Genomic DNA, 21,045 nt, shown 5'->3' on the forward strand with positions numbered 1-21,045 from the left:
AACCCGCACAGCGGCGGGTCCGGGTCAGCCGACGGCTGCCTAGGCCGCGATCACGTCCTTACGTGGACGCCCGCGGGGACGCTTGCGGGCCACGATCGTGCCCCGCTCGACAATCTCGCCACCCCAAACACCCCATGGCTCACCGCGATCCAGTGCTGCGGCAAGACACTGCCGCCGGATCGGGCAATCCCCGCAGAGCACCTTGGCGCGCTCCAATTCCACGGGGCTCTCAGCGAACCACAGGTCGGGGTCCCCGACGTGGCACGGCAACACCGGCAGTTTTTCCTTTCGGACTGTCAGTGCCGACATGTCCGTTCACCTGCTTCCTGGTCGTCTATCTCTTCTTCGGATCCCGGCCAGGGAAGTGTGGGAAAAACTATGGCCACGGATCCTTTGACTTCGGGTCCGTGGCCAGTGGCTGTGTCTGGGAGCTTTCCTAGATGAAGCTCCTGTCCACGGACGCGATGGTCGGGGCGGCGTTGGCGCGACGCTTGCGCTGGGCAGCGGCGGCATGAGCCGCCGCAATAGCGTGGGAGGTCCACAGACGATGCGTCATGCCGGCTACGCCTAAGTCAGCGGTGTAGATGTTCATCGTCGGACCCTCCTCTCAAGTGCGTCGTGTTGGCACACGCAGGTTGCTGTTTCGAGGGTAGAGCTTAGACGATTTAGCCACAAGCGATTTTTTGACCAGGGCTTTTGCGATCAGGTCACCCGCGCATCAGGCGGTTAGGCGAGGCTGACAAACTTATGGTCATGGCACAGATAACCCTGCGTGGAAACCCGATCAACACCGTTGGAGAGCTGCCCGCCGTCGGCGCCGCCGCTCCCGAGTTCACCCTGACCGGAACCGACCTCGGCAACGTCGAGACCGGGCAGTACAGCGGCAAGGCCGTGGTGCTCAACATCTTCCCGTCGGTCGACACCCCGGTGTGCGCCACCAGCGTGCGGACCTTCAACGAGCGCGCCGCCGCCACCGGCGTGCCAGTGGTCAACGTCTCCAAGGACCTGCCGTTCGCCCTCAAGCGGTTCTGCGGTGCCGAAGGCATCGAGAACGTCGTCTCGGCGTCGGCATTCCGCAGCAGCTTCGGTGAGGACTACGGCGTCACCATCGTCGACGGGCCGATGGCAGGCCTGCTCGGCCGCGCCGTCGTGGTCGTCGGCGCCGACGGCACCGTCACCTACACCGAGCTGGTGCCCGAGATCGGCCAGGAGCCGAACTACGACGCCGCACTCGCCGCGCTGAGCTGACCGCTGCGAAATACACCGCACAGGGATGCGCATAACGCATCCTTGTGCGGTGAAGTCGCGCGCCGTTCTCGCAGCCGTCCTGCTCATCGCCATGACCGGTGGCTGTTCCGGCGCGAACAAACCCACGACGACGGCGAGCTCGTCACCGCCCACCTCGACGAAGGCCGAGGGTGCCGTGACTCCTGAGCAGGCCCGCGCCATCGCCAAAGAGGCCTACATCTACGGCTTCCCGATGGTCGACAGCTACCGGATCCAGTACTCCTACTTCGTCGACTCCCACAGCCCGGAGTACAAGGGCGACTGGAACCAGGTGCACAGCATCGCCCGCGTCTACACCCCGGCCGACACCGCGGTTCAGACGCCCAACTCCGACACCCCGTACTCGATGCTCGGCGCCGACCTGCGCACCGAGCCGCTGGTATTGACCATCCCGCCGATCGAGCAGGACCGCTACTTCTCGGTGCAGTTTGTCGACGGCTACACCTACAACTTCGCCTACGTCGGCAGCCGCACCACCGGCAACAGCGGCGGCAAGTACCTGCTGGCCGGGCCGGGCTGGAAGGGCGAGAAGCCCGAGGGCATCACCGCGGTCATCCAGGCCGACACCGACTTCGCGCTGGCCATCTACCGCACCCAGCTGTTCGGCCCGGACGATCTGGAGAACGTCAAGAACATCCAGGCCGGGTACACCGCGCAGCCGCTGTCGGCCTTCCTCAACCAGCCGGCCCCACCGGCTGCCCCGCCCGTCGACTTCCCGGTGCCGCTGAGCCCCGACGAGCAGAAGACCTCCCCGAAGTTCTTCGAGCTGATGAACTTCGCACTGCGTCACGCCCCGGTGCTGCCGTCGGACAAAGAGGCGCGCGACCGGTTCGCCACCATCGGCATCGGCTCCGACGGCACATTCAACGTCGACAAACTCAGCCCCGACATGCAAAAGGCGATCACCGACGGCATCGCCGACGCCTGGGCGGAGTTCAACACCTTCAAGACCGACAAGCTGGTCACCGGGCAAGTCACCTCGGGCGACCTGTTCGGCACCAAGGACGAACTGAAGGGCAACTACCTCTACCGGATGGCCGGTGCGGTGCTCGGCATCTTCGGCAACTCCAAGGCCGAGGCGATGTACCCCAACTTCAGCACCGACGCCGACGGGCAGCCGCTGACCGGAGCCAACAACTACACGCTCACCTTCCCGGCCGGCCAGCTGCCGCCGGTCAACGCGTTCTGGTCGGTGACGATGTACAAGATGCCGGAAAGCCTTCTGGTGGAGAACCCGATCAACCGGTATCTGATCAACTCGCCGATGCTGCCCAACCTGGTCAAGAACCCTGACGGCAGCCTGACGATCTACATCCAGAACGCCTCACCGGGACCGGAACGGGAAGCCAACTGGCTGCCCGCCCCGCCGGGACCGTTCACCGTCTTCATGCGGCTGTACTGGCCGAAGCCCGACGCCCTCAACGGCACCTGGCAGCCACCAAAACTGTTGAAGGCCTGAGCTATTGGCGGGCGCGCACCAGCTCGAGCACGTCGTGCCCGAACTGTTCGAGCTTGCGCGCCCCGATGCCGGGAATGGCGACCAGTGCTGCGTCGTCAGCCGGTAGTGACTCCGCGATGGCGATCAGCGTGTTGTCGGTGAACACCACGTAGGCAGGGACTTTCAGCTCCTTTGCCGTGCGTGATCGCCAGTCCTTGAGCTGGCCGAGCAGCTCGTCGTCGATGTCGACCGAGCAGGTTTCGCAGCGCCGCAACATGATTGCCGGCGGCGTACTGAGCACCGCATTGCAGACCCGGCAGCGGGGTGTGGCGCCGCGCTGCCTGCGCGGCTTGTTCGGGGTGGGTTCGGCTTGGGTCTGCGGCGCGATGCCGTTGAGGAACCGCGACGGACGACGGCCCTGCCGGCCCCCCGGGGTGCGGGCCAGCGCCCAGCTGAGTTGCAAATGTGTTCGCGCCCTGGTGATTCCGACGTAAAGTAGCCGCCGCTCCTCTTCGACCGCCTCGCTGTCGGGGCCGTGCGCCAGCGCATGCGAGATCGGCAGGGTGCCGTCGGCCAGGCCGACGAGATACACCGCGTCCCACTCCAAACCCTTGGCGGCGTGCAGCGACGCCAGGGTGACGCCCTGCACCGTGGGTGGGTGGCGGGCGTCGGCCCGCAGCCGCAACTCCGACATCAGCGCGGGCAGGTCCAACTGGGGGCGGGCGGCGACTTCGTCGTCGACGAGGGCGGCCAGCGCGGTCAGCGCTTCCCAGCGTTCGCGGGCTTTGGTGCCCTGCGGGGCTTCGTCGGTCAGCCCCAGCGGCTCGAGAACCGCACGCACGATCTCCGGGACCGGACCCTGGGGATCGCGGTCGGCCGCGCGCTGCAACGCCACCAGCGACTGCCGGATCTCCTGGCGGCTGAAGAACCCCTCACCGCCGCGCACCTGGTACGGGACGCCGGCCGCCGTCAGCGCCTCCTCGTACACCTCGGACTGGGCGTTGATGCGGTAGAGCACCGCGATTTCGGCTGCGGGAGTTCCGGATTCGATAAGGGTCTTGATGGAGCGCGCCACCGCGGCGGCCTCGGCAACCTCGTCGGGATGTTCGTGGAAGGTCGGCGACGGGCCCGGGTCGCGCTGGCCGACCAGGTGCAGCTTGCTGCCGGCCATCCGGCCGCGGGCGGCGGCGATCACCCGGTTGGCCAACGACACCACCTGCGGGGTGGAGCGGTAGTCACGTTCCAGGCGCACCACGGTGGCCTCGGGGAAGCGCCGGGAGAATTCGAGCAGGTAGCGCGGGGACGCCCCGGTGAACGAGTAGATGGTCTGGTTGGCATCGCCGACGACGGTCAGGTCGTCGCGATTGCCCAGCCACGCCGACAGCACCCGCTGCTGCAACGGGGTGACGTCCTGGTACTCGTCGACCACGAAACAGCGGTAACGGTCGCGGAACTCCTCGGCGACCGCCGGATCGTTCTCGATGGCGCCTGCGGTGTGCAGCAGCAGGTCGTCGAAGTCCAGCAGGGCGATGCCGTCGCGGTTGGCTTTGAGCTTCTCGTAGGCGGCGTAGACCGCTGCGACTTTCTCGGCGTCGAGTGGAACGTCACGGCCGTTGCGGGCGACCTCGGCGACATAACCCTCCGGGCTGATCAAACTGGCCTTGGCCCACTCGATTTCACCGGCAAGGTCGCGGACGTCGTCGGTGCTGACCTGAAGCTTGGATCGGTTGGCGGCCTGGGCGACGACGGCGAACTTGGAGTCCAGCAGCTGCCAGCCGGTATCGCCGACGACCCGCGGCCAGAAGTAATGCAGCTGACGACGGGCCGCGGCGTGAAACGTCAGCGCCTGCACCGCCGCCACCGAGGCGCCCGAACCGGCTATAGCGTCCATCGCCCGCAGCCGCGCCCGCATCTCCCCCGCCGCGCGGGAGGTGAACGTCACCGCCAGCACCTGCCCGGCCGCGACGTGACCGTTGGCCACCAGATGCCCGATGCGGTGGGTGATGGTGCGGGTCTTGCCGGTACCCGCGCCGGCCAGCACGCAGAGCGGCCCACGCGCGGCCAGCACGGCTTCGCGCTGTTCCTCGTCAAGGCCGGTCAGATGGTCTGTGGTCACCGGCATGGCGTCCATCTTGTCAGGGGACGGTGACATTTCCCGGTGAGCGCCGCGCCGGTTGCGGGCATAGCGGGCGGCTCGGCTAGGTTGATGCACTTATGAGTGCCAGCGATTCCCAGCTCACGATGTACACCACAGGGTGGTGCGGCTACTGCCGCCGCCTCAAGACCGCGCTGAAATCAGCGGGAATCCCCTACACGGAAGTCGACATCGAGGTCGATCCGGATGCCGCCAAGTTCGTCATGTCGGTCAACGGCGGCAACCAGACCGTGCCGACGGTGAAGTTCGCCGATGGCAGCGCGCTGACCAACCCGAGCCTCAAAGAGGTTCAGGCCAAACTGGCGTCCTAGCCGTCGCGCCGAGATCGACGAAATGGCGCAGCTTTCCCGCTCTTTCGCGCCCGTTTGTCGGTTTGGGCGCTGGTTAGAAGTGAGCCCAGGACTCGATGATCTCGCGGGCGATCGAGATCGAGCCGGGCAGCAGCAGCCGCGACGGTGAGTCACTGCTCCAGTCCCCCTGATCGAGGGCCTCGCGGACCTCGGCGCGGGTGAACCACGCCGCTTCGGCGATCTCACCGTCGTGGAAGGTGAACTCCTGCTCGGGGTCGCCGATCGCGTGGAAGCCCACCATCAGCGAGCGCGGAAACGGCCAGGGCTGGCTGCCCAGGTACTCCACGTCAGTCACGGACAGGCCGATCTCCTCGGCCACCTCACGCACCACGCACGACTCGAACGACTCACCGGCCTCCACGAATCCGGCGATCAGCGAGAACAACCGCGGCGGCCACAACGTCTGGCGGGCCAGCACCGCACGGTCGTGACCGTCGTGCACGAGAACGATGATGGCCGGGTCGATCCGCGGGAATTCCTCGTGACCGGTCAGCAGGTTCACCCGCGACCAGCCGCCCTTGGCCAGCCGCGTCGGCGAACCGTCGAGCGCACTGAACCGCGCCTGGTCATGCCAGTTGAGCAGCGCGGTGGCGCAGGAGACCAACTGGGCGCTGACATCGTCGAAGACGCGCCCGGCGCGGCGCAGATCCAGCACCGTGGCCTCGACGTCCTCGGGTGCCTGCAGCTCAGACCGGACCGCCCACACGTGGCGGCCGTCCTCGAGCCGGCCCAGGAACACCGCGTCGGCAGGGGGCTTGTCGCCGAGATCGGTTGCCGCGCCGAGCACGACCTGGCCGTGGGCGATCAGCACCTGGTTGCGATTGTCGACACGCAGCAGCAGCGCATCGGCCCACCCCGCGATCGCGGCATCGATATCGGTGCGCAGGGCGTCGGCGCGGTCAGCGCCGACGCGCGACAGCAGGGGGATGTTGCGCAGACGGAAGGCCACCGGTTCAGTCTCCGGTGCTGCGCACGTAGAGCAGCCGGTCGGTGCTTTCCAGGGCGTCGGCGTTCGGGTCGTCGACCCGCAGCAGCTTGCCCTCGCGAACCACGCCGAGCACGATGTCGGGCAGATGGCGCGGCGAGCCGCCGACCTCCTTGGGTTCGACCTCCCGCTCAGCGATCGCGAAGCCGGCGTCGGGGGTCAGCAAGTCTTCGATGATCTCCACGACGCTGGGTGCACTGGTCGCGATGCCGAGCAGTCGGCCGGCGGTCTCCGAGGACACCACCACCGAGTCCGCCCCGGACTGGCGCAGCAGGTGCTGGTTTTCGGCCTCGCGCACCGCGGCGATGATCTTGGCCTTAGGGGCGAGCTCACGAGCGGTCAGGGTGACCAGAACCGCGGTCGGGTCGCTGTTGGTCGCCACGATGATCGAATGCGCGTGCTGGGCCCCGGCCAGGCGCAGCACGTCGGATTTGTTGGCGTCACCGCGCACCGTCACGAAACCGGCGGCGCTGGCCCGGTCCAGCGAGGCCTGGTCGGTGTCGACGACGACGATGTCGGCCGGGGCGGCGCCGTCACCGATCATCGCGGCCACCGCCGTCCTGCCCTTGGTGCCGTAGCCGATGACGACGGTGTGGTTACGCACGCTGTTCCTCCAACGCTGGATCTTGAGAGCCTGGCGCGACGCCGTGGTCAGCGTCTCCACGGTGGTACCGACCAACACGATCAGGAATGCCACCCGAAGTGGGGTGATGACCAGGACGTTGATCAGTCGCGCGGTCTCCGTGTAGGGCGTGATGTCGCCGTAGCCGGTGGTCGACAGTGACACCGTGGCGTAGTAAATGCAGTCCAGGAAGGTCAGCGGCGCCTCGCGGACGTCGCGGTAGCCGTCGCGATCGAGGTAGACGATGATGACCGCGGCGAACAGCGCCGCGAAGGCGTAGAGCAGCCGACGCCCGATCCGGCGCCCGGGGCTGACGAACTTTTCCGGGATGCGCAGATAGTCGACGAGTGCGCTGTCGGGTTTGGCGGCCAGGTTCTCGTCGATCGCTTCGAGCCTGCGCCGCAATCTACCTTTGGCCACGCGACCCCATCATCTTGCGCCCGGCTACCACCACATGAGCATTATGTACCCATGCCGACGACGACAACTGAACCCGCAGTCACCAAGAGCCAGGTGCCTGCCTACCGCACCGCCGCGATGTTGATCGCGATCGGCCTGGGCCACTTTGCGGCGCCCAAGCCTTTCGACACCATCGTGCCCGCCGAACTGCCGGGCGACCCGCGGTTCTACACCTACGCCTCGGGTGTCGCCGAGGTCGGCGTCGGCGCCATGCTGCTGGTTCCGCGCACGCGACGCGCCGGTGCGCTGGCGGCGATCGCGCTGTATCTGGCGGTGTTCCCGGCCAACATCAACATGGTGCGGCTGTGGTGGGACAAGCCGCTGCCGATGAAGATTGCCGCGCTGGCCCGGCTGCCCTTGCAGGTGCCCATGATCACCCAGGCAGTGGCCATCAGGCGCAACGCTCCGCGCTACTAGCCGACGCCAGCAGGTCAACCAATTCGGTTGCACCTGGCAGTTTTTCGGGCATGACGGTCTGTCCGGTACGCACGTAGTAGAACGCTGCGCGCACTGACGTTTCGGGCTGTCCGCTCAGGGCGGCCCACGCCAGCCGGTACACCGCGAGCTGGACGGCCGCATGCCTGCGGGCCTGGCCGTCGGCGGGTGGCTCACCGGTCTTCCAGTCGACCACGGTCATGGTCCCGTCGGGGTCGGGGAAGATCGCGTCGATACGGCCGCGCACCACGGTGTCACCGATCGCCATCTCGAACGGCACCTCGACATCGACCGGTGTGCGCAGCGCCCACGGCGAGGCGGTGAACTTGTCCTGCAGCGCGGACAGTTCGGCGGCCTGGACGGGTCCGTCGTCGACCGCACCGGGCAGGTCGTCGAGGTCAAAGAGCCGCTCGGCGCCGTAGAAGCGCTGCACCCACTCGTGGAACGCGGTGCCGAGCATGGCGTGCGGATCCGGCCGTGACGGCAGCCGGCGCGCCAGCCGCCGGGCCGCGCCGGCCGGATCGCGGTCGAGTTCGACCAGGGCGCTCACCGACAGCTGGCCGGGCAGTGCCGGAGCTACCGGCGCCGCGCCGCGGGAGCGTTCGGCCAACAGTGCGTCGACATCTGCGGCCCAGCCCTCGGGATCGTCGTCGGCCCCGTCGGGCAGCGCACCCGAGATCGCCGCACTCACCAGCGCCGCGCCGCGCTCGACGTCAGGGCGGGCGCCCGCGAGCGGGTCGGCCGGCCACAGTGCCTCACGGGGCTTGTCCTGCAGTGGGTTTCGTTCGCCGTCAGCGGGCGTCGGGGCCCAGTGCTCCACCTCTCCGCAGGGTTGGCCCGCCGCGACGGAGGCGTCGATGATGTCTTTGATCTCGACCAGGAAATCCGACGGTCCCCGCGGCTTGGACTCGGTGAGCCCCCAGTGGTGGCCCGATAGCAGCAGCGTGTCCTCGGCGCGGGTGATCGCGACATACAGCAGTCGGCGCTCCTCGTCGATGCGGCGCTGCCCCAGCTGGTCGCGGTGGGCGATGATGCTGTCGGACAGCCCTTTACGGTCGCTGACCGTCGAGGTGTCCAGGACCGGGACGCCGTGCAGGCCGGCGGCGGCGCGGTCGCCGCGCAGCAGCGGCGGCAGGTCCGACGGGTCGGACAACCAGGTGCGCTTCGATGCCGTCGACGGGAACACCCGCGCGGACAGATGCGGGACGGCGACCACCTGCCATTCCAGTCCCTTGGCGGCGTGCACGGTCAGGATCTGAACCCGGTCGGCGGACACACTGACTTCGGCAGGGGCAAGCCCGTTCTCGACGACTGCGGCGGCGTCGAGGTAGGCCAGCAGGCTGTCCACCCCGATGCCCGGGCGCGCGGTGTAGTCGGCGACGACGTCGGCGAAGCGGTCCAGGTGTTCGGCGCCGCTCCACCCGGCGGCGACCGGACGGGCTGCGCGGGCCTCGACGTCGACGCCGAGTGTCCGGCGCACCTCGGCTACCAGATCGGTCACCGGGTTGCCCAAAAGTGTTCGCAGTCGGGATAATTCGTCGGCCAGCCGGGTGATCCGGCGGTATCCGTCCTCGGAGTATGCCGCTGCCGGGCCGGGGTCGGCCAGCGCGTCGGCCAGGCTCGCGGTGTCGGCGTCCGGGGCGGCCGCGGCGATGATCTGTTCCGGGCTGACCGCGGCGGGCCGCTGCCCGTCGAGGGTGACCGCGCGGCGCCACAGTGCCGCGATGTCGTGCGCGCCCAGCCTCCAGCGCGCGCCGGTCAGCACCTGCATCGCGGCCCCGCCCGCCGCCGGATCGGCGACCAGTCGCAGCATCGCCACCACATCGGCGACCTCCGGAATCGACAGCAACCCGGCCAAACCGACGACCTCGACCGGAACCCCCCGCGCCGTCAGGACTTCGGCCATCGGGCCGGCGTCGGCGTTGCGGCGGACGAGCACGGCGGCCGTGGGCGGTGGGGCGCCGGCCGCGCTCGCCTGCCGGTAGCGCGCGGCGATGTGGTCGGCCACCCATCCCCGCTCGGTGGCGACATCGGTGAGCAGTGCGCAGCTGACCGTGCCCGGCTCGGCACCCGGGCGCGACTTCAGCGGCCGGACCGCGACCGAACGGCGGCGCGCCTCGGCCGACACGGCGTTGGCGACGTGCAGCGTGCTGGGCGGGTTACGCCAGCTGGTCCGCAGTTCGAGTGTGGGCGCCGGGGAGCCGTCCGAGCGGGGGAAATCGGTGGTGAACCGCGGCAGGTTGGTCGCCGACGCGCCACGCCAGCCGTAGATCGACTGGATCGGGTCCCCCACCGCCGTCAGCGCCAGCCCGTCGTCGGCTCCCCCACCGAACAACGACGACAGCGCGATGCGCTGGGCGTGGCCGGTGTCCTGGTACTCGTCGAGCAGCACCACGCGATACCGGCTGCGCAGCTCGGCACCGACCTGGGGGCAGCCGACCGCCAGCCGCGCCGCCGATGACATCTGCGAGCCGAAGTCCATGACCTTCTCGGCGCGCATCCGGTGGTGCAGGGCGTCGATCAGGGGAACCAGGGCCGTGCGTTCGGTCTGGGTGGCCAGCATCCCGAGCAGGAACTGGCTGGGCCCGCGGTCGCGCTGGTAGCGGCCGGCGGGCAGGGTGTGAACGAGACGTTCGAGCTCGACGTGGGTGTCCAGCAGCGCCTCGGTGTCGACCAGGTGCTCGGCCAGTTCACCGGCCAGACGCAGCACCATCGCGGTGACCTTTGCGGGGTCCTTGTCGGTGTCCAGCGGCCCGGGGTAGGCGCTGACCACCTGATAGGCCAACTGCCACATCTCCGTTTCGCTGAGCAGCCGGGCATCCGGCTCGACCGGCAGCAGCAGGCCATACTCGCGTAGCAGCGTGCCGGCGAACGCGTGGTAGGTGCTAACCGTCGGTGCGCCGACAGCGGCCGGGGCACCGACGTGCCCGGCCAGGCGCGCCAGCCGCGAGCGGACCCGGCGCAGCAGCTGACCGGCCGCCTTGCGGGTGAAGGTCAGCCCCAGCACCTGGCCCGGCTCGGCGAATCCGTTGGCCACCAGCCACACCACGCGCGCAGCCATGGTCTCGGTCTTGCCCGCACCGGCACCGGCGATGACCACGAGCGGCCCGGGCGGAGCGGCGATGACCGCGGCCTGCTCGTCGGTGGGGGTCGGAACACCAAGGGCCTGAGCCAGTTCCGCGGGGGTATAGGTCATCAGGGTTCCGTCCGGGGTGTGATGTGGGCGGGGCAGCCGGGCCGCATCGGGCAGTGCGTGCACCCGTCGTTCACCCTGGCGACAAACTGCGGTCCCGCGGTCGCGGCGGCAGCCTCCTGGACCGTCTGGCGCCACTGCGCCTGGGTGTCCTCGGTGAGTGCGGACTGCTCACGTTCGGTTGCCCCTGCAGCGCTTGGCTTTCCGATGTAGACCAGCCGGCCGCCGCCGGGACGGTCGCCGTCACCGAGCACGCCCTCGGCGACAGCGAGTTGGTAGAAGGCGAGCTGGGCGTGGCGCTGTGCGTCGTCCTTGGTGACCGGACTCTTGCCGGTCTTGACGTCGACGATGACCAGACGGCCCTGCGCGTCGCGTTCGAGCCGGTCGACCCGCCCGCGCACCCGGACGCCAGGGCCCTCGCCGTCCGGCTCAGCGACCAGCCCGTCGACCTCTACCTCGGTGCCGGCCTCGGTGAGTTCGTGGCGCGTCGCCGAACGCCACGACACGAACGCCTCCAGCATGGCGCGATGCCGGTCGAGTTCGTTGTCGGCATACCATGCCGAGTCGAATGGTATTGCCGCCCAGACTTTTTCCAGCTCGGCGACGAGTTGTTCCCCGCTCTTACCGGACTCGGCGACCAGTGCGTGCACGATCGAGCCGAGGGTGGAACGCAAGTGGCGCCGGGCCGCACCGCCGTGCCGCTCGGTGAGCCAACGCAACGGGCAGTCGGTCAGGGCCTGCAACGTCGACGGGCTCAAGGTGACGGTGTGCTCATCACCGGACCACAGCGGTTGCTCGGTGCTCACCGTCGCCATGCCATACCACTGCGCAGGGTCAGCGCCCGGCACACCTTCGGCGGCCAGCCGGGCCAATTGCCTTGCCGCGGTGCCACGTTGCGCGTCATCGACGGCGCCCTGCGGGGCGCAGACCACGGCGCGCAGCCGGCCCACCACCGCCGCCGGTGAGAGCACGGGCGGTGCCGCGACCGGCGGGGCCGTGGTGATCGTGGCGTCGGTGGTGGCCCACTGCCCGATCTCGGCGACGAACGGCGACGGCAGCGCTGCGTCGTCGCCGTCGTCGCTGTCGACCGCGGTGACCAAGAGTTCGCGCCGGGCCCTACCCATCGCGGCGATGAGCAGCCGGCGCTCCTCGGCGAGCAGCGGGGCACGCACCGAGACGTCGTCACCCAACCCGTCGAGGACGTCGAGCAGCCGTTGGGTGCCCAGGACCCCGCCGCGCGGAGTGGTGTTGGGCCACAAGCCGTCCTGCAGCCCGGCGATCACCACCAGCTCCCAGTCGCGCTCGAGGGCGGCGTGCGGACTGAGCACCGCGACCGTCTGGGCCGAGTCGGCGCCGTCGGACTGCACCGGCGGGAGCTGCAGCGCCGCGACATGGTCGAGCAATCCGGGCAGCGAGGCGCCGGTAGTACGCGAGACGTAGTCGTCGGCCAGGTCGAACAGTGCCGTGACCGCGGCCAGATTCCGCTCACCGGCAGCGCCTTCGGTACCGCCGCGCTCAGCCGCCGACAACCAGCGGCGCGCCAGCCCGCTGCGCTCCCAGGCCTGCCACAGCGTGTAGCGCGGGTCCCGGTTGCCGCGGTGGGCGCGGGCCGCTGCGGCCAGGACGGCCCGCACCCGGTTGACCGGGCGGGCCAGCGTCGCGGGCAGATCCGATGATCCGCCGGTGAGCGCCTCGGCCAGCAGCTCACCGAAATCGCGAGTCGGGTCATTGGCGTTGCGGCGCAATGCCCGTCGCAGCTGCCGCAGCGATACCGGGTCGACCCGGCCGATCGGACCGGTCAGCAAGGCCAGTGCCTGCTCGCCGTCAATCCCGTGGCAGGTGGCGGTGAGCGCCGTCAGCAGCGCCTTGGCCGCCGTCTGTTCCGCGACCGGGCCTGCCACCGACGGCGCGGCCACCGGAACCCCCGCACCGGCCAAGGCGCGGCTCAGCGACGCCGCCGCCGAGGCGGATCGGACAATCACCGCCAGCTGTGACCACGGCACACCGTCCACGAGATGCGCGCGCCGCAACCGGTCGGCGATCAACGCCGCCTCGGCATGCGCGGACGCCGCCACCCGCACCGTCACCGTGCCGCCGTCCCCGGTGGCGCCGAGCGCCCGCCACGTCCCGCTGCCCGGAAGCCCGGCGGCGACCCCGCTGATCGCACGCGCCAGCGCGGGGGCGCAGCGGTATGACCGGGAGAGTTCGACGACCGGAGTGTCGTTGGCAGTCAACAGCTCCGGGTCCGCACCGCGGAAACCGAACACCGCCTCGTTGGGGTCACCGGCGAGCAGCGTCAGCTCGGCTCCGGCGGCGAGCACCCGCACCAGCCGGGCCGCCTGTGGGTCGAGGTTCTGGGCGTCGTCGACCAGCAGCAGCCTGATCCGCGAACGGCTGGCGGCCAGCAGTTCGGCGTCGTTGCCGAGCGCCTCGAGGGCGGCGCCGACAAGTTCGGCCGCCCCCAGCGCCGGGACGGTGGCCTGCGGTGCGGCGGTGCCGACCGCCGCCCGAAGCAGCATCACCTGCTCGTATTGCTGGGCGAACCGGCCCGCCGCCGCCCATTCCGGGCGACCCGACAACCGGCCCAGCCGCTGCAGCCGCAGTGGATCGACACCGCGCTCGGCGCAGCGGGCCAGCAGATCGCGCAACTCGGTGGCGAACCCGGCAGTGCTCAACGCGGGCAGCAGCTGCGCCGGCCACACCGACACCGAGGCCGCGCCGTCCTCGAGGTCACCGGCCAGCAGCTCACGGATGATGCCGTCCTGTTCGGCTCCGGTGACCAGCCGCGGCGGCGGGTCACCGGCGCGTGCCGCCGCCTGGCGCAGCACGGCGAAGGCGTAGCTGTGCACCGAGCGCACCAGGGGCTCGCGCACCACCGCGCGGCACGGTTGCGCCGAACGCGCCTTGAGAAGCTCGGCGGTCACCGCACTGCGCGCTGCGGCCGCCAGCCGCCCAGAACCCGTCAGCAGCAGAACCGATTCCGGGTCCGCCCCGGCGGTGATGTGGGCTGCAGCCGCCGCCACCAGCAGACTGCTCTTGCCGGTGCCCGGCCCCCCGACGATGCGGAACGTGCCACGCAACCCCGGCCGCACCAGGGCCTCAGGCTCGGTGACGTCGGCCAGTGAACCGGGGCTCACGCGGTCGGGGGTGGTCATGCCGGAATGACACCACGGGGCTCCGACAAGTTCGGGCAATGGCAGCATGAAGCCTGTGAGCGACCACCTGTACAACCACCGCTACGGCCCGCCCGGACCCGTACAGGTGCTGGCCATCCACGGGCTGACCGGACACGGCAGGCGCTGGCAGACGCTGAGCGACCGGCACCTGCCCGACATCGCGGTCGCCGCACCCGATCTGCTCGGCCACGGCCGCTCCCCGCGCTCGGCGCCGTGGACCATCGATGCGAACGTGGCCGCGCTGGCCACCCTGGTCGAGGACCAGGCGGACGGTCCGGTCGTGGTGGTCGGGCACTCGTTCGGCGGGGCCGTCGCCCTGCACCTCGCCGCCGCCTGCCCCGACCTGGTGGCCGGGCTGGTGTTGCTCGATCCCGCGATCGGCCTCGACGGCGCATGGATGAGCGAGATCGCCGAGTCGATGCTGGCCTCCCCCGACTACACCGACCGGGACGAGGCGCGCACCGAAAAGTTCACCGGCTCATGGGCTGACGTCCCTGTGGACGAGCTCGAAGCCGAACTCGACGAGCATCTGATCGCGCTCCCCAACGGCCGTTACGGCTGGCGGATCAGCGTGCCCGCGATGATGTCGTACTGGAGCGAGCTGGCCCGCGAGATCGTCGTGCCGCATCCGGGCACCCGCACGACGCTGGTGCGCGCGACGTGGACCGAACCCCCCTATGTCAGCGCGGAGCTGATCGACGCACTGTCGGGCCGCCTCGGCACGGCCTTCACGCTGGTCGATCTGGACTGCCAGCACATGGTCGCCCAGGCCAAGCCGGCCGAGACCGCGGCGATCATCCGGGGCATGCTCGAGTCGGGTTAGCCATGGCACCGGTGACCGACGAGCAGGTGGAACTGGTCCGCCGACTGGTGGCGTCCATCCCACCGGGCAGTGTCGCCACCTACGGCGATATCTCATCGGCCGCAGAGCTTTCCAGCCCGCGCATCGTCGGCTGGATCATGCGCACCGACTCCTCGGACCTGCCCTGGCACCGGGTCATCACGGCCTCGGGCCGGCCGGCGCCGCACCTGGCGACACGGCAGCTCGAGCTGCTGCGGGCCGAGGGGGTATTGGCCGACGACGGCCGAGTGGACCTGGCGCAGACCCGCCACACCTTCTAGAGGATCAGCCGGATCAGCGCCGCGGTGCGCGCCAGACCGGGGAACGCCGCCGCCGTCGAGCGGGGATGCAGCGCATGTACGGCCAGCCGGAACATCAACGCGCGCAACAACATCTGCGGCCACTCGGGCAGCGCGCTCCACCGTTCGATGAGTCCGTCGTCAGCCTCACCCCAGGCCAGGGCGTCGACGACGACGACACCGGCCGCCCACGGGGCCGGGCGCCAGTACGGGGTGATGTCGGTGACGCCTGGCGCCGCCGTTCCGGCGAACAACACGGTGCCGTAGAGATCACCGTGCACGAGTTGGCTGGGACTCTTGGTGGGCTTGCGCAGACCGGCCAGCTGGTTGATGAGTTCGATCGACCGTTCGCCGTCGGCCGAGCCGGGCGCCACCGTCGCCCCCGGCGGCAGCGACTGCAGCGGACGTTCCTCCCAGGCCGCCCGGTCGGCCGCGACGAACACGTCGACGTCACTCCACGGCGCCACCGGGGCCTGGGTCAGGAAGCGGGGACGTTCGAGCTTGGCAGTGGCCTCATGCAGGCGCACTCCCGCCGAGACCACCTCGTCGTGGCGGGGCTCGGGTGTCCCGGCGACGAAGGTGTCCGCCCGCCAGCCCGCCACCACGTAGCGGCCGTCGGTCGAGCGCACCGGCCTGGCGAGCCGGACACCGTCGACGAACAACGTCTCGCGGACCTTGGCCGACCAGGCGGCGCGGGCGTGATCGGCGATCGTCGACAGCACGACCTCTCCGCAGCGCCAGCCACCCTCCCAGCCGGCGCCGAGCGGTTCGGGGTCGACGTACTTGAGACCGAAAGCCGCCAGGACGTGGTCAGGCGGACGTTCGTCGGTCATCCCGTCAGGGTAAAGCGTGCCGAGGCCGGGAGGCCGTCAGTACATGACCATGTCGGGTTCGAGTTGCCGGGCCCACGCCACGATGCCGCCCTGAAGGTGCAGCGCGTCGGAGAATCCGGCCTTCTTCAACGCCGCCAGCGCCTCCGCCGAGCGGACACCGGTTTTGCAGTACAACACCGGAATACGGTCCTGCGGAATCTTGGCCAGCCCCTCGCCCGACTCGATAGCGGACTTCGGGATGAGCTCGGCGCCCCCGATGTGGTTGATCTCCCACTCCACCGGCTCGCGGACGTCGATCAGGGCGACCTTCTTGTCCGAGTCGAGCAGCTCGCGCAGCTCCTGCGGGGTCAGCGTCGAATCGCGCGCCGCGTCGGCCGCATCCTCCGACAGCACACCGCAGAACGCCTCGTAGTCGATGAGTTCGGTGATCTTCGGTGTCTCGGGATCCTTGCGGATCTTGATCGTCCGGTAGGTCATGTCCAGTGCGTCGTAGACCATCAGGCGGCCCAGCAGCGGGTCGCCGATGCCGGTGATCAGCTTGATGGCCTCAGTGCCCATCACCGAGGCGATCGACGCGCACAGGATGCCCAGGACGCCACCCTCGGCGCAGGACGGCACCATCCCCGGTGGCGGCGGCTCGGGGTACAGGTCGCGGTAGTTCAGGCCCAGACCGTTGGGGGCGTCCTCCCAGAACACCGACACCTGGCCCTCGAAACGGTAGATCGAACCCCACACGTAAGGCTTGTGCGCCAGCACCGCGGCGTCGTTGACCAGGTAGCGGGTGGCGAAGTTGTCGGTGCCGTCGACGATCAGGTCGTACTGCTCGAACAGCTCGACGGCATTGTCGGGTTCCAGCCGGAGCTCATGCAGGTTGACGGTGACCAGCGGGTTGATCTCCAGGATGGAGTCGCGGGCGCTTTCGGCCTTGGACCGGCCGATGTCGGACTGGCCGTGGATGATCTGGCGCTGCAGGTTGGATTCGTCGACGACGTCGAACTCGACGACGCCGATCGTGCCCACGCCGGCGGCCGCCAGGTACAGCAGGGCCGGCGAGCCCAGCCCGCCGGCACCGATCACCAGCACCTTGGCGTTCTTCAGGCGCTTCTGCCCGACGACACCGAGGTCCGGGATGATCAGGTGACGGCTGTAGCGGGCCACTTCCTGGCGGGTGAGCTCGGCAGCTGGCTCGACCAGCGGCGGCAACGGTGAGGACACCGGATACTCCTCGGGTTTCGACGTTCCCCGCCCATCTCAGCAGGTAGTCCGATCAACGGCAAACAGGAGCCAAAGCTTCCCTGCCTGGGGCCGTAACTAGCTCAGGCGATATCTGATTGCCCGACTCCTCCTCGGGGCTCGTACCTCGCCCCGCATCGTCGTCAGGCGATCGGATACGGCCACGGGTTGAACCGGCACGTCTTGCCGTCGGCCTTGACGGACTCAGGATCAAACTTCGCGGCATCGTTGTCGGCCGTGGAGAAGGTCTGCTGCATCATGATCGGCGCCAGCCCGCCGTTCTCGTCGCACGGCTCGTGGGTGCGGTAACCGATCGCATGGCCGACCTCGTGGTTGACCAGGTACTGCCGGTAGGAGCCGACATCGCCCTGGAACGGCACGGCGCCGCGCACCCAGCGCGCCTCGTTGATGAACACCCGCGGCTCGGCGTTCGGGCCGTAGGCGGGGTTGAAGCAGGACGACTCCAGCGGGATCTCGTAGCCACAGCCCTCGCGGACGGTCATCGGGGAGGTCAGCGACACCCGGAAGTCCGGTTTGACCTCGGGCGTGCTGGCGTCGATGCGCTGAAAGGCGAACTGGGGATTGTGGATCCAGCTCTTGGGGTTGGACAGCGTCTCGGTGACCATGCGAGCGAAGCCCTCGTCACCACCGAACGACGCGGTGTCGATACCGTCCTCCACCTCGACGGTGTAGGTGAAGACCTTGGCGGTGCCCTGCCCGACCTTGGGTGTGGTGCCGGGCACGATGTGCCACGTCTTGGCGCCGGCCTCGGTGAAGGCGCCGCCCTCGGGCAGGATGCCGGTCGGCAGATTCGCGTCGAACGCCGTCAGACCGCGCGGCGGGGCGCCGATGATCGCGGTGCCGCTGGAGCCGATGGTCGGCGGCCCCTGCACGGCGTCATGGGTTTCCAGCGCGGGGGCGGCCGTACCGGTGATGGTCTGATAAAGCACGACCCCGGTCAACGCGATGAGCACCGGAAGGGCGTAGGCCCGCCAGCCGTAGGTGGACACGAACCGGCCCAGCCAGGTCTGCTTGCGCCACTGTCGACGCTGGTCGCGGTTGGATCTGGCCCGCCCGGAGTCGCCGGCGAGCGGGTCGCGCTGGGCACGCAACGGCTCACGCCATTCGCTGCGCAGCACCGGTACACGACCGTCCCCGCGATGCCCCGGGTCGTAGGTCACCGACCCAGGATGGCACAACCGATGGTCGGCCGACTTCCGGCGCGCCAGTATCGCCACCCCGAGACGGCTACGGGCGGGTAACTGCACCCGGGTAGTACTGTCGGTGCGACGAGCCGGGCGTGCGAGGCATCGCCGGGTCGGCTGAACACCAGATTGAGGACTCATGAGCGAAATCGCCAACACGGCCGAGCGTAAGACCGCCCGGGCTGCAACTGGCGACCGTCCCGCCGGAACCCCCGCGCGGCGTGGCAGCCGGCTCCCGCGCGACGAGCGTCGCGGCCAGCTGCTGACCGCAGCCAGCGAAGTATTCGTCGACCGCGGCTACCACGCCGCAGGTATGGACGAGATCGCCGACCGCGCCGGTGTCAGCAAACCTGTTCTCTACCAACACTTTTCGAGCAAGCTTGAGCTGTACCTGGCCGTCCTGCAGCTGCATGTCGACAACCTGGTCTCGGGCGTGCGGCAGGCGCTGCGCACCACCACCGACAACCGGCAACGGCTGCGCGCCGCCGTACAGGCGTTCTTCGACTTCATCGAGCACGACGGCCAGGGCTACCGGCTGATCTTCGAGAACGACTACGTCACCGAGCCCCAGGTCGCCGCACAGGTCAAGGTGGCCACCGAGGCCTGCACCGACGCGGTGTTCGACCTCATCAGCCGTGACTCCGGCCTTGACCCGCACCGCGCCAGGATGATCGCGGTCGGACTGGTGGCCCTGAGCGTCGACTGCTCCCGCTACTGGCTGGACTCCGATCGCCCGATCACCAAGGAAGCCGCCGTCGACGGCACGGTGCAGTTCGCCTGGGGCGGACTGTCACACGTGCCGCTGGCCCGCAGCTAAGCCCCGGCGGGGCTTGCCGCGATCCCGAAGCCGACCCGTCGCGTGTCAGCGACACCGATCTCGACGTAGGTGATCTTCGACGCGTGCACGAGAATCCGGCGGCCCTTGTCGTCGGACAGGCTCAGCACGTCGGGCCCACTGCCCGACAGCGCGGCCGTCACCAGGTCTTCAACCTCCGCGGGCGTCTGCGAACTGCTGAAGACGAGCTCACGTGGGCTGTCCGAGACACCGATCTTGACCTCCACGCTTGACCCTTCCGTTCGTGTGCGCTGTACCCCAGAAGGCTAGTGGACACCGGCCAACCCGGCCGCGGGCAGGCGTTCGCGGACAGCGAATAGGGCATCAAGCTGCGGTAACAGCATGGCAACGGCCGCGCGCGGCGTGTCCAGAGCGCCCGGATCCGTCCCTAGCCTTGATCACGATGAACGACACCGGACGCCGCGCAACCGTGCCCCTGTGGCAACGGGTGTCCCTGACTGCCGCGGGTGTGCTGGTTGCCGCCGTCGCGACGACGTTCGTCGTGAAGACCGGCGACGCGGCCAGCGTCAGCACGGACACCACTCCCCCGAAACGCACCGTGGTGGCCACCTCGGGCCCCCATCCGTCCACCCCGCCGCCGGCACCGGTCACCGTCACCATGTCCGGCATGCCTGCCGAAACCCCTGTCACCGTCACGCCGAGCACCCCGGCGGCAGCGGCCCTGGCCGCGCCGATGGTCGATCCGCGTCAGGTCGTCTACACGGTGTCGGGCAACCAGCGCCCCGATGACCCGGTGACCATCGTCTACGCCGACGAAACCGGAACGCTGCGCACCGCGGAAAACGTCACCCTGCCCTGGCAGCTGACCGTGGTGCCCACCGTCCCGGTCAACTACGTCACGGCGAGCAGTGCGGGCAGCCAGCTGAACTGCTGGATCACCGATGCGACGGGGGCGACCGTGGCCGCGCAGGCCGACAACGCGATCTCGGCGACCTGCAACCGCTAGTCAGGCCAGCCCGAGCTGCCGCATCCGGTCGTCGTGCGTCTGCTGCAGCCGGGAGAAGAAATCGGCGACCTGACCAAGCCCGCCCGGGCCCGACAGCACCAGGTCCACCAGCTCGTCGTGGTCGGCCAGCACGTACTGCGCCTGGGTGATCGCTTCGCCGAGCAGCCGGCGCGACCACAGCGCCAGCCTGCTGCGCTGCCGTCCCGACGCGGTCACCGCGTCACGAACCTCGTCGACGACGAACTGCGAGTGACCGGTCTCGGCGAGCACCGAGCGGACCACATCGGCAATCTCATCGGGCAGCACGTCGGCGATCTCGAGATAGAAGTCCGCGGCCATCGCGTCGCCGACATAGGTCTTGACCAGCGCCTCCAGCCACGTGCTCGGGGTGGTCAGCCGGTGGTAGTTCTCCAGGGCCGGGGCGTACCGCGCCATCGCGGGTACGACGTCGACGCCGCGCGCGGTCAGCGCGTCGCGCAGCAGCTCGTAATGGCCCATCTCGGCGGCCGCCATGCTGGCCATGTTGATCCGTCCGCGCAGGTTGGGCGCCATCCGGGCTTCCTCGGTCAGCCGGTAGAACGCGGCGACCTCGCCGTACGCCAGCAGCGTGAACAGCTCGTTGATGGCCGGATGATCGGCCTGCACGCGGGACGGCCCCCGCCCTGCCGCATCGCTCAGATCTCCGGCGGCCGGCACAGGCTGCGAGGCACTCATGGCCGACACTGTAGTCGC

The 21,045-nt window shown here is 69.5% G+C and carries 20 protein-coding genes; 8 read left to right on the forward strand and 12 right to left on the reverse strand.

The genetic code is table 11. The features are described 5' to 3' along the window. Positions 1-39 precede the first annotated feature (39 nt). The gene (locus HBE64_RS17855) at positions 40-309 is read right to left on the reverse strand and encodes a WhiB family transcriptional regulator (protein WP_167105017.1); all 270 of its coding nucleotides are present in this window, start codon (positions 307-309) and stop codon (positions 40-42) included. Between the two features lie 127 nt (positions 310-436). Then, entirely contained in the window at positions 437-592 is a 156-nt protein-coding gene (locus tag HBE64_RS17860) for a hypothetical protein (RefSeq protein WP_167105020.1), read from the reverse strand. A gap of 161 nt (positions 593-753) precedes the next feature. Between HBE64_RS17860 and tpx the strand changes: the two genes are divergently transcribed. Together tpx and HBE64_RS17870 are read left to right on the forward strand one after the other, a co-directional pair. After that, positions 754-1,248, forward strand: coding sequence for a thiol peroxidase (gene tpx / locus HBE64_RS17865; RefSeq protein ID WP_167105023.1), 495 nt, complete (start codon positions 754-756; stop codon positions 1,246-1,248). A gap of 91 nt (positions 1,249-1,339) precedes the next feature. Then, on the forward strand, positions 1,340-2,746 hold the full coding sequence (locus tag HBE64_RS17870; RefSeq protein WP_167109382.1) for a DUF1254 domain-containing protein: 1,407 nt from the start codon (positions 1,340-1,342) through the stop codon (positions 2,744-2,746). 1 nt (position 2,747) lies between these two features. Here HBE64_RS17870 and HBE64_RS17875 read toward each other — a convergent pair whose 3' ends face one another. Next, entirely contained in the window at positions 2,748-4,847 is a 2,100-nt protein-coding gene (locus HBE64_RS17875; protein WP_167105026.1) for an ATP-dependent DNA helicase UvrD2, read from the reverse strand. 92 nt (positions 4,848-4,939) lie between these two features. Between HBE64_RS17875 and HBE64_RS17880 the strand changes: the two genes are divergently transcribed. Beyond that, positions 4,940-5,191 carry a mycoredoxin gene (locus tag HBE64_RS17880; protein WP_167105029.1) on the forward strand — a complete coding sequence of 84 codons (252 nt, stop codon included), beginning with the start codon at positions 4,940-4,942 and terminating at the stop codon, positions 5,189-5,191. Between the two features lie 73 nt (positions 5,192-5,264). Here HBE64_RS17880 and nudC read toward each other — a convergent pair whose 3' ends face one another. Then, entirely contained in the window at positions 5,265-6,179 is a 915-nt protein-coding gene (nudC, locus tag HBE64_RS17885) for an NAD(+) diphosphatase (protein ID WP_167105032.1), read from the reverse strand. A gap of 4 nt (positions 6,180-6,183) precedes the next feature. Next, positions 6,184-7,257: a TrkA family potassium uptake protein gene (locus HBE64_RS17890; RefSeq protein ID WP_167105035.1), complete on the reverse strand. Its 1,074-nt coding sequence runs from the start codon at positions 7,255-7,257 to the stop codon at positions 6,184-6,186. Positions 7,258-7,308: 51 nt separating this feature from the next. Here HBE64_RS17890 and HBE64_RS17895 point away from each other — a divergent pair, with 51 nt between their 5' ends. Continuing rightward, the gene (locus HBE64_RS17895; protein WP_167105038.1) at positions 7,309-7,713 is read left to right on the forward strand and encodes a MauE/DoxX family redox-associated membrane protein; all 405 of its coding nucleotides are present in this window, start codon (positions 7,309-7,311) and stop codon (positions 7,711-7,713) included. Here HBE64_RS17895 and HBE64_RS17900 read toward each other — a convergent pair. Both HBE64_RS17900 and HBE64_RS17905 read right to left on the reverse strand, forming a co-directional pair. Continuing rightward, on the reverse strand, positions 7,688-10,990 hold the full coding sequence (locus tag HBE64_RS17900; RefSeq protein WP_371744004.1) for an ATP-dependent helicase: 3,303 nt from the start codon (positions 10,988-10,990) through the stop codon (positions 7,688-7,690). The genes HBE64_RS17895 and HBE64_RS17900 overlap by 26 nt on opposite strands. Continuing rightward, the gene (locus HBE64_RS17905) at positions 10,927-14,079 is read right to left on the reverse strand and encodes an ATP-dependent DNA helicase (protein WP_167105041.1); all 3,153 of its coding nucleotides are present in this window, start codon (positions 14,077-14,079) and stop codon (positions 10,927-10,929) included. Before HBE64_RS17905 ends, HBE64_RS17900 begins: the two co-directional genes overlap by 64 nt. A 46-nt stretch (positions 14,080-14,125) precedes the next feature. Here HBE64_RS17905 and HBE64_RS17910 point away from each other — a divergent pair, with 46 nt between their 5' ends. Then, positions 14,126-14,923, forward strand: a complete 798-nt coding sequence (locus tag HBE64_RS17910; protein ID WP_371744005.1) for an alpha/beta fold hydrolase — start codon at positions 14,126-14,128, stop codon at positions 14,921-14,923. 2 nt (positions 14,924-14,925) lie between these two features. Next, on the forward strand, positions 14,926-15,222 hold the full coding sequence (locus tag HBE64_RS17915) for an MGMT family protein (protein ID WP_167105047.1): 297 nt from the start codon (positions 14,926-14,928) through the stop codon (positions 15,220-15,222). Here the strand turns inward: HBE64_RS17915 and HBE64_RS17920 are convergent. The 3 genes from HBE64_RS17920 to HBE64_RS17930 all read right to left on the reverse strand — a co-directional run bounded on the left by HBE64_RS17920 (position 15,219) and on the right by HBE64_RS17930 (position 18,487). After that, positions 15,219-16,073 carry a TIGR02569 family protein gene (locus tag HBE64_RS17920; RefSeq protein WP_167105050.1) on the reverse strand — a complete coding sequence of 285 codons (855 nt, stop codon included), beginning with the start codon at positions 16,071-16,073 and terminating at the stop codon, positions 15,219-15,221. The genes HBE64_RS17915 and HBE64_RS17920 overlap by 4 nt on opposite strands. Before the next feature lie 36 nt (positions 16,074-16,109). Then, complete coding sequence (gene moeZ / locus HBE64_RS17925) at positions 16,110-17,288, reverse strand: adenylyltransferase/sulfurtransferase MoeZ (protein WP_167105053.1); 1,179 nt, start codon at positions 17,286-17,288, stop codon at positions 16,110-16,112. A 161-nt stretch (positions 17,289-17,449) separates the two neighbouring features. Then, positions 17,450-18,487, reverse strand: coding sequence for a DUF3152 domain-containing protein (locus HBE64_RS17930; protein WP_167105056.1), 1,038 nt, complete (start codon positions 18,485-18,487; stop codon positions 17,450-17,452). 163 nt (positions 18,488-18,650) lie between these two features. Between HBE64_RS17930 and HBE64_RS17935 the strand changes: the two genes are divergently transcribed. Beyond that, positions 18,651-19,328, forward strand: a complete 678-nt coding sequence (locus HBE64_RS17935) for a TetR/AcrR family transcriptional regulator (protein ID WP_167105059.1) — start codon at positions 18,651-18,653, stop codon at positions 19,326-19,328. Here the strand turns inward: HBE64_RS17935 and HBE64_RS17940 are convergent. After that, positions 19,325-19,573: a DUF3107 domain-containing protein gene (locus HBE64_RS17940; RefSeq protein WP_167105062.1), complete on the reverse strand. Its 249-nt coding sequence runs from the start codon at positions 19,571-19,573 to the stop codon at positions 19,325-19,327. The two genes, HBE64_RS17935 and HBE64_RS17940, sit on opposite strands and share 4 nt — an antisense overlap. Before the next feature lie 176 nt (positions 19,574-19,749). On the opposite strand from HBE64_RS17940, the gene HBE64_RS17945 reads away from it, so the two are divergent. Next, entirely contained in the window at positions 19,750-20,313 is a 564-nt protein-coding gene (locus tag HBE64_RS17945; protein ID WP_167105065.1) for an MmpS family transport accessory protein, read from the forward strand. Here HBE64_RS17945 and HBE64_RS17950 read toward each other — a convergent pair whose 3' ends face one another. Beyond that, the gene (locus HBE64_RS17950; protein WP_167105068.1) at positions 20,314-21,027 is read right to left on the reverse strand and encodes a ferritin-like fold-containing protein; all 714 of its coding nucleotides are present in this window, start codon (positions 21,025-21,027) and stop codon (positions 20,314-20,316) included. Positions 21,028-21,045: the final 18 nt, after the last annotated feature.

It is taken from the genome of Mycobacterium sp. DL592 (genome assembly GCF_011694515.1).
In the GTDB taxonomy this organism is placed as follows: Bacteria; Actinomycetota; Actinomycetes; order Mycobacteriales; family Mycobacteriaceae; genus Mycobacterium.

Coding starts and splice junctions, on each gene's coding strand:
- HBE64_RS17855 (WP_167105017.1), bottom strand. CDS start 309: ATGTCGGCACTGACAGTCCGAAAGGAAAAACTGCCGGTGTTGCCGTGC.
- HBE64_RS17860 (WP_167105020.1), bottom strand. CDS start 592: ATGAACATCTACACCGCTGACTTAGGCGTAGCCGGCATGACGCATCGT.
- tpx (WP_167105023.1), top strand. CDS start 754: ATGGCACAGATAACCCTGCGTGGAAACCCGATCAACACCGTTGGAGAG.
- HBE64_RS17870 (WP_167109382.1), top strand. CDS start 1,340: ATGACCGGTGGCTGTTCCGGCGCGAACAAACCCACGACGACGGCGAGC.
- HBE64_RS17875 (WP_167105026.1), bottom strand. CDS start 4,847: ATGCCGGTGACCACAGACCATCTGACCGGCCTTGACGAGGAACAGCGC.
- HBE64_RS17880 (WP_167105029.1), top strand. CDS start 4,940: ATGAGTGCCAGCGATTCCCAGCTCACGATGTACACCACAGGGTGGTGC.
- HBE64_RS17895 (WP_167105038.1), top strand. CDS start 7,309: ATGCCGACGACGACAACTGAACCCGCAGTCACCAAGAGCCAGGTGCCT.
- HBE64_RS17905 (WP_167105041.1), bottom strand. CDS start 14,079: ATGACCACCCCCGACCGCGTGAGCCCCGGTTCACTGGCCGACGTCACC.
- HBE64_RS17910 (WP_371744005.1), top strand. CDS start 14,126: ATGAAGCCTGTGAGCGACCACCTGTACAACCACCGCTACGGCCCGCCC.
- HBE64_RS17915 (WP_167105047.1), top strand. CDS start 14,926: ATGGCACCGGTGACCGACGAGCAGGTGGAACTGGTCCGCCGACTGGTG.
- HBE64_RS17920 (WP_167105050.1), bottom strand. CDS start 16,073: ATGACCGACGAACGTCCGCCTGACCACGTCCTGGCGGCTTTCGGTCTC.
- HBE64_RS17935 (WP_167105059.1), top strand. CDS start 18,651: ATGAGCGAAATCGCCAACACGGCCGAGCGTAAGACCGCCCGGGCTGCA.
- HBE64_RS17945 (WP_167105065.1), top strand. CDS start 19,750: ATGAACGACACCGGACGCCGCGCAACCGTGCCCCTGTGGCAACGGGTG.
- HBE64_RS17950 (WP_167105068.1), bottom strand. CDS start 21,027: ATGAGTGCCTCGCAGCCTGTGCCGGCCGCCGGAGATCTGAGCGATGCG.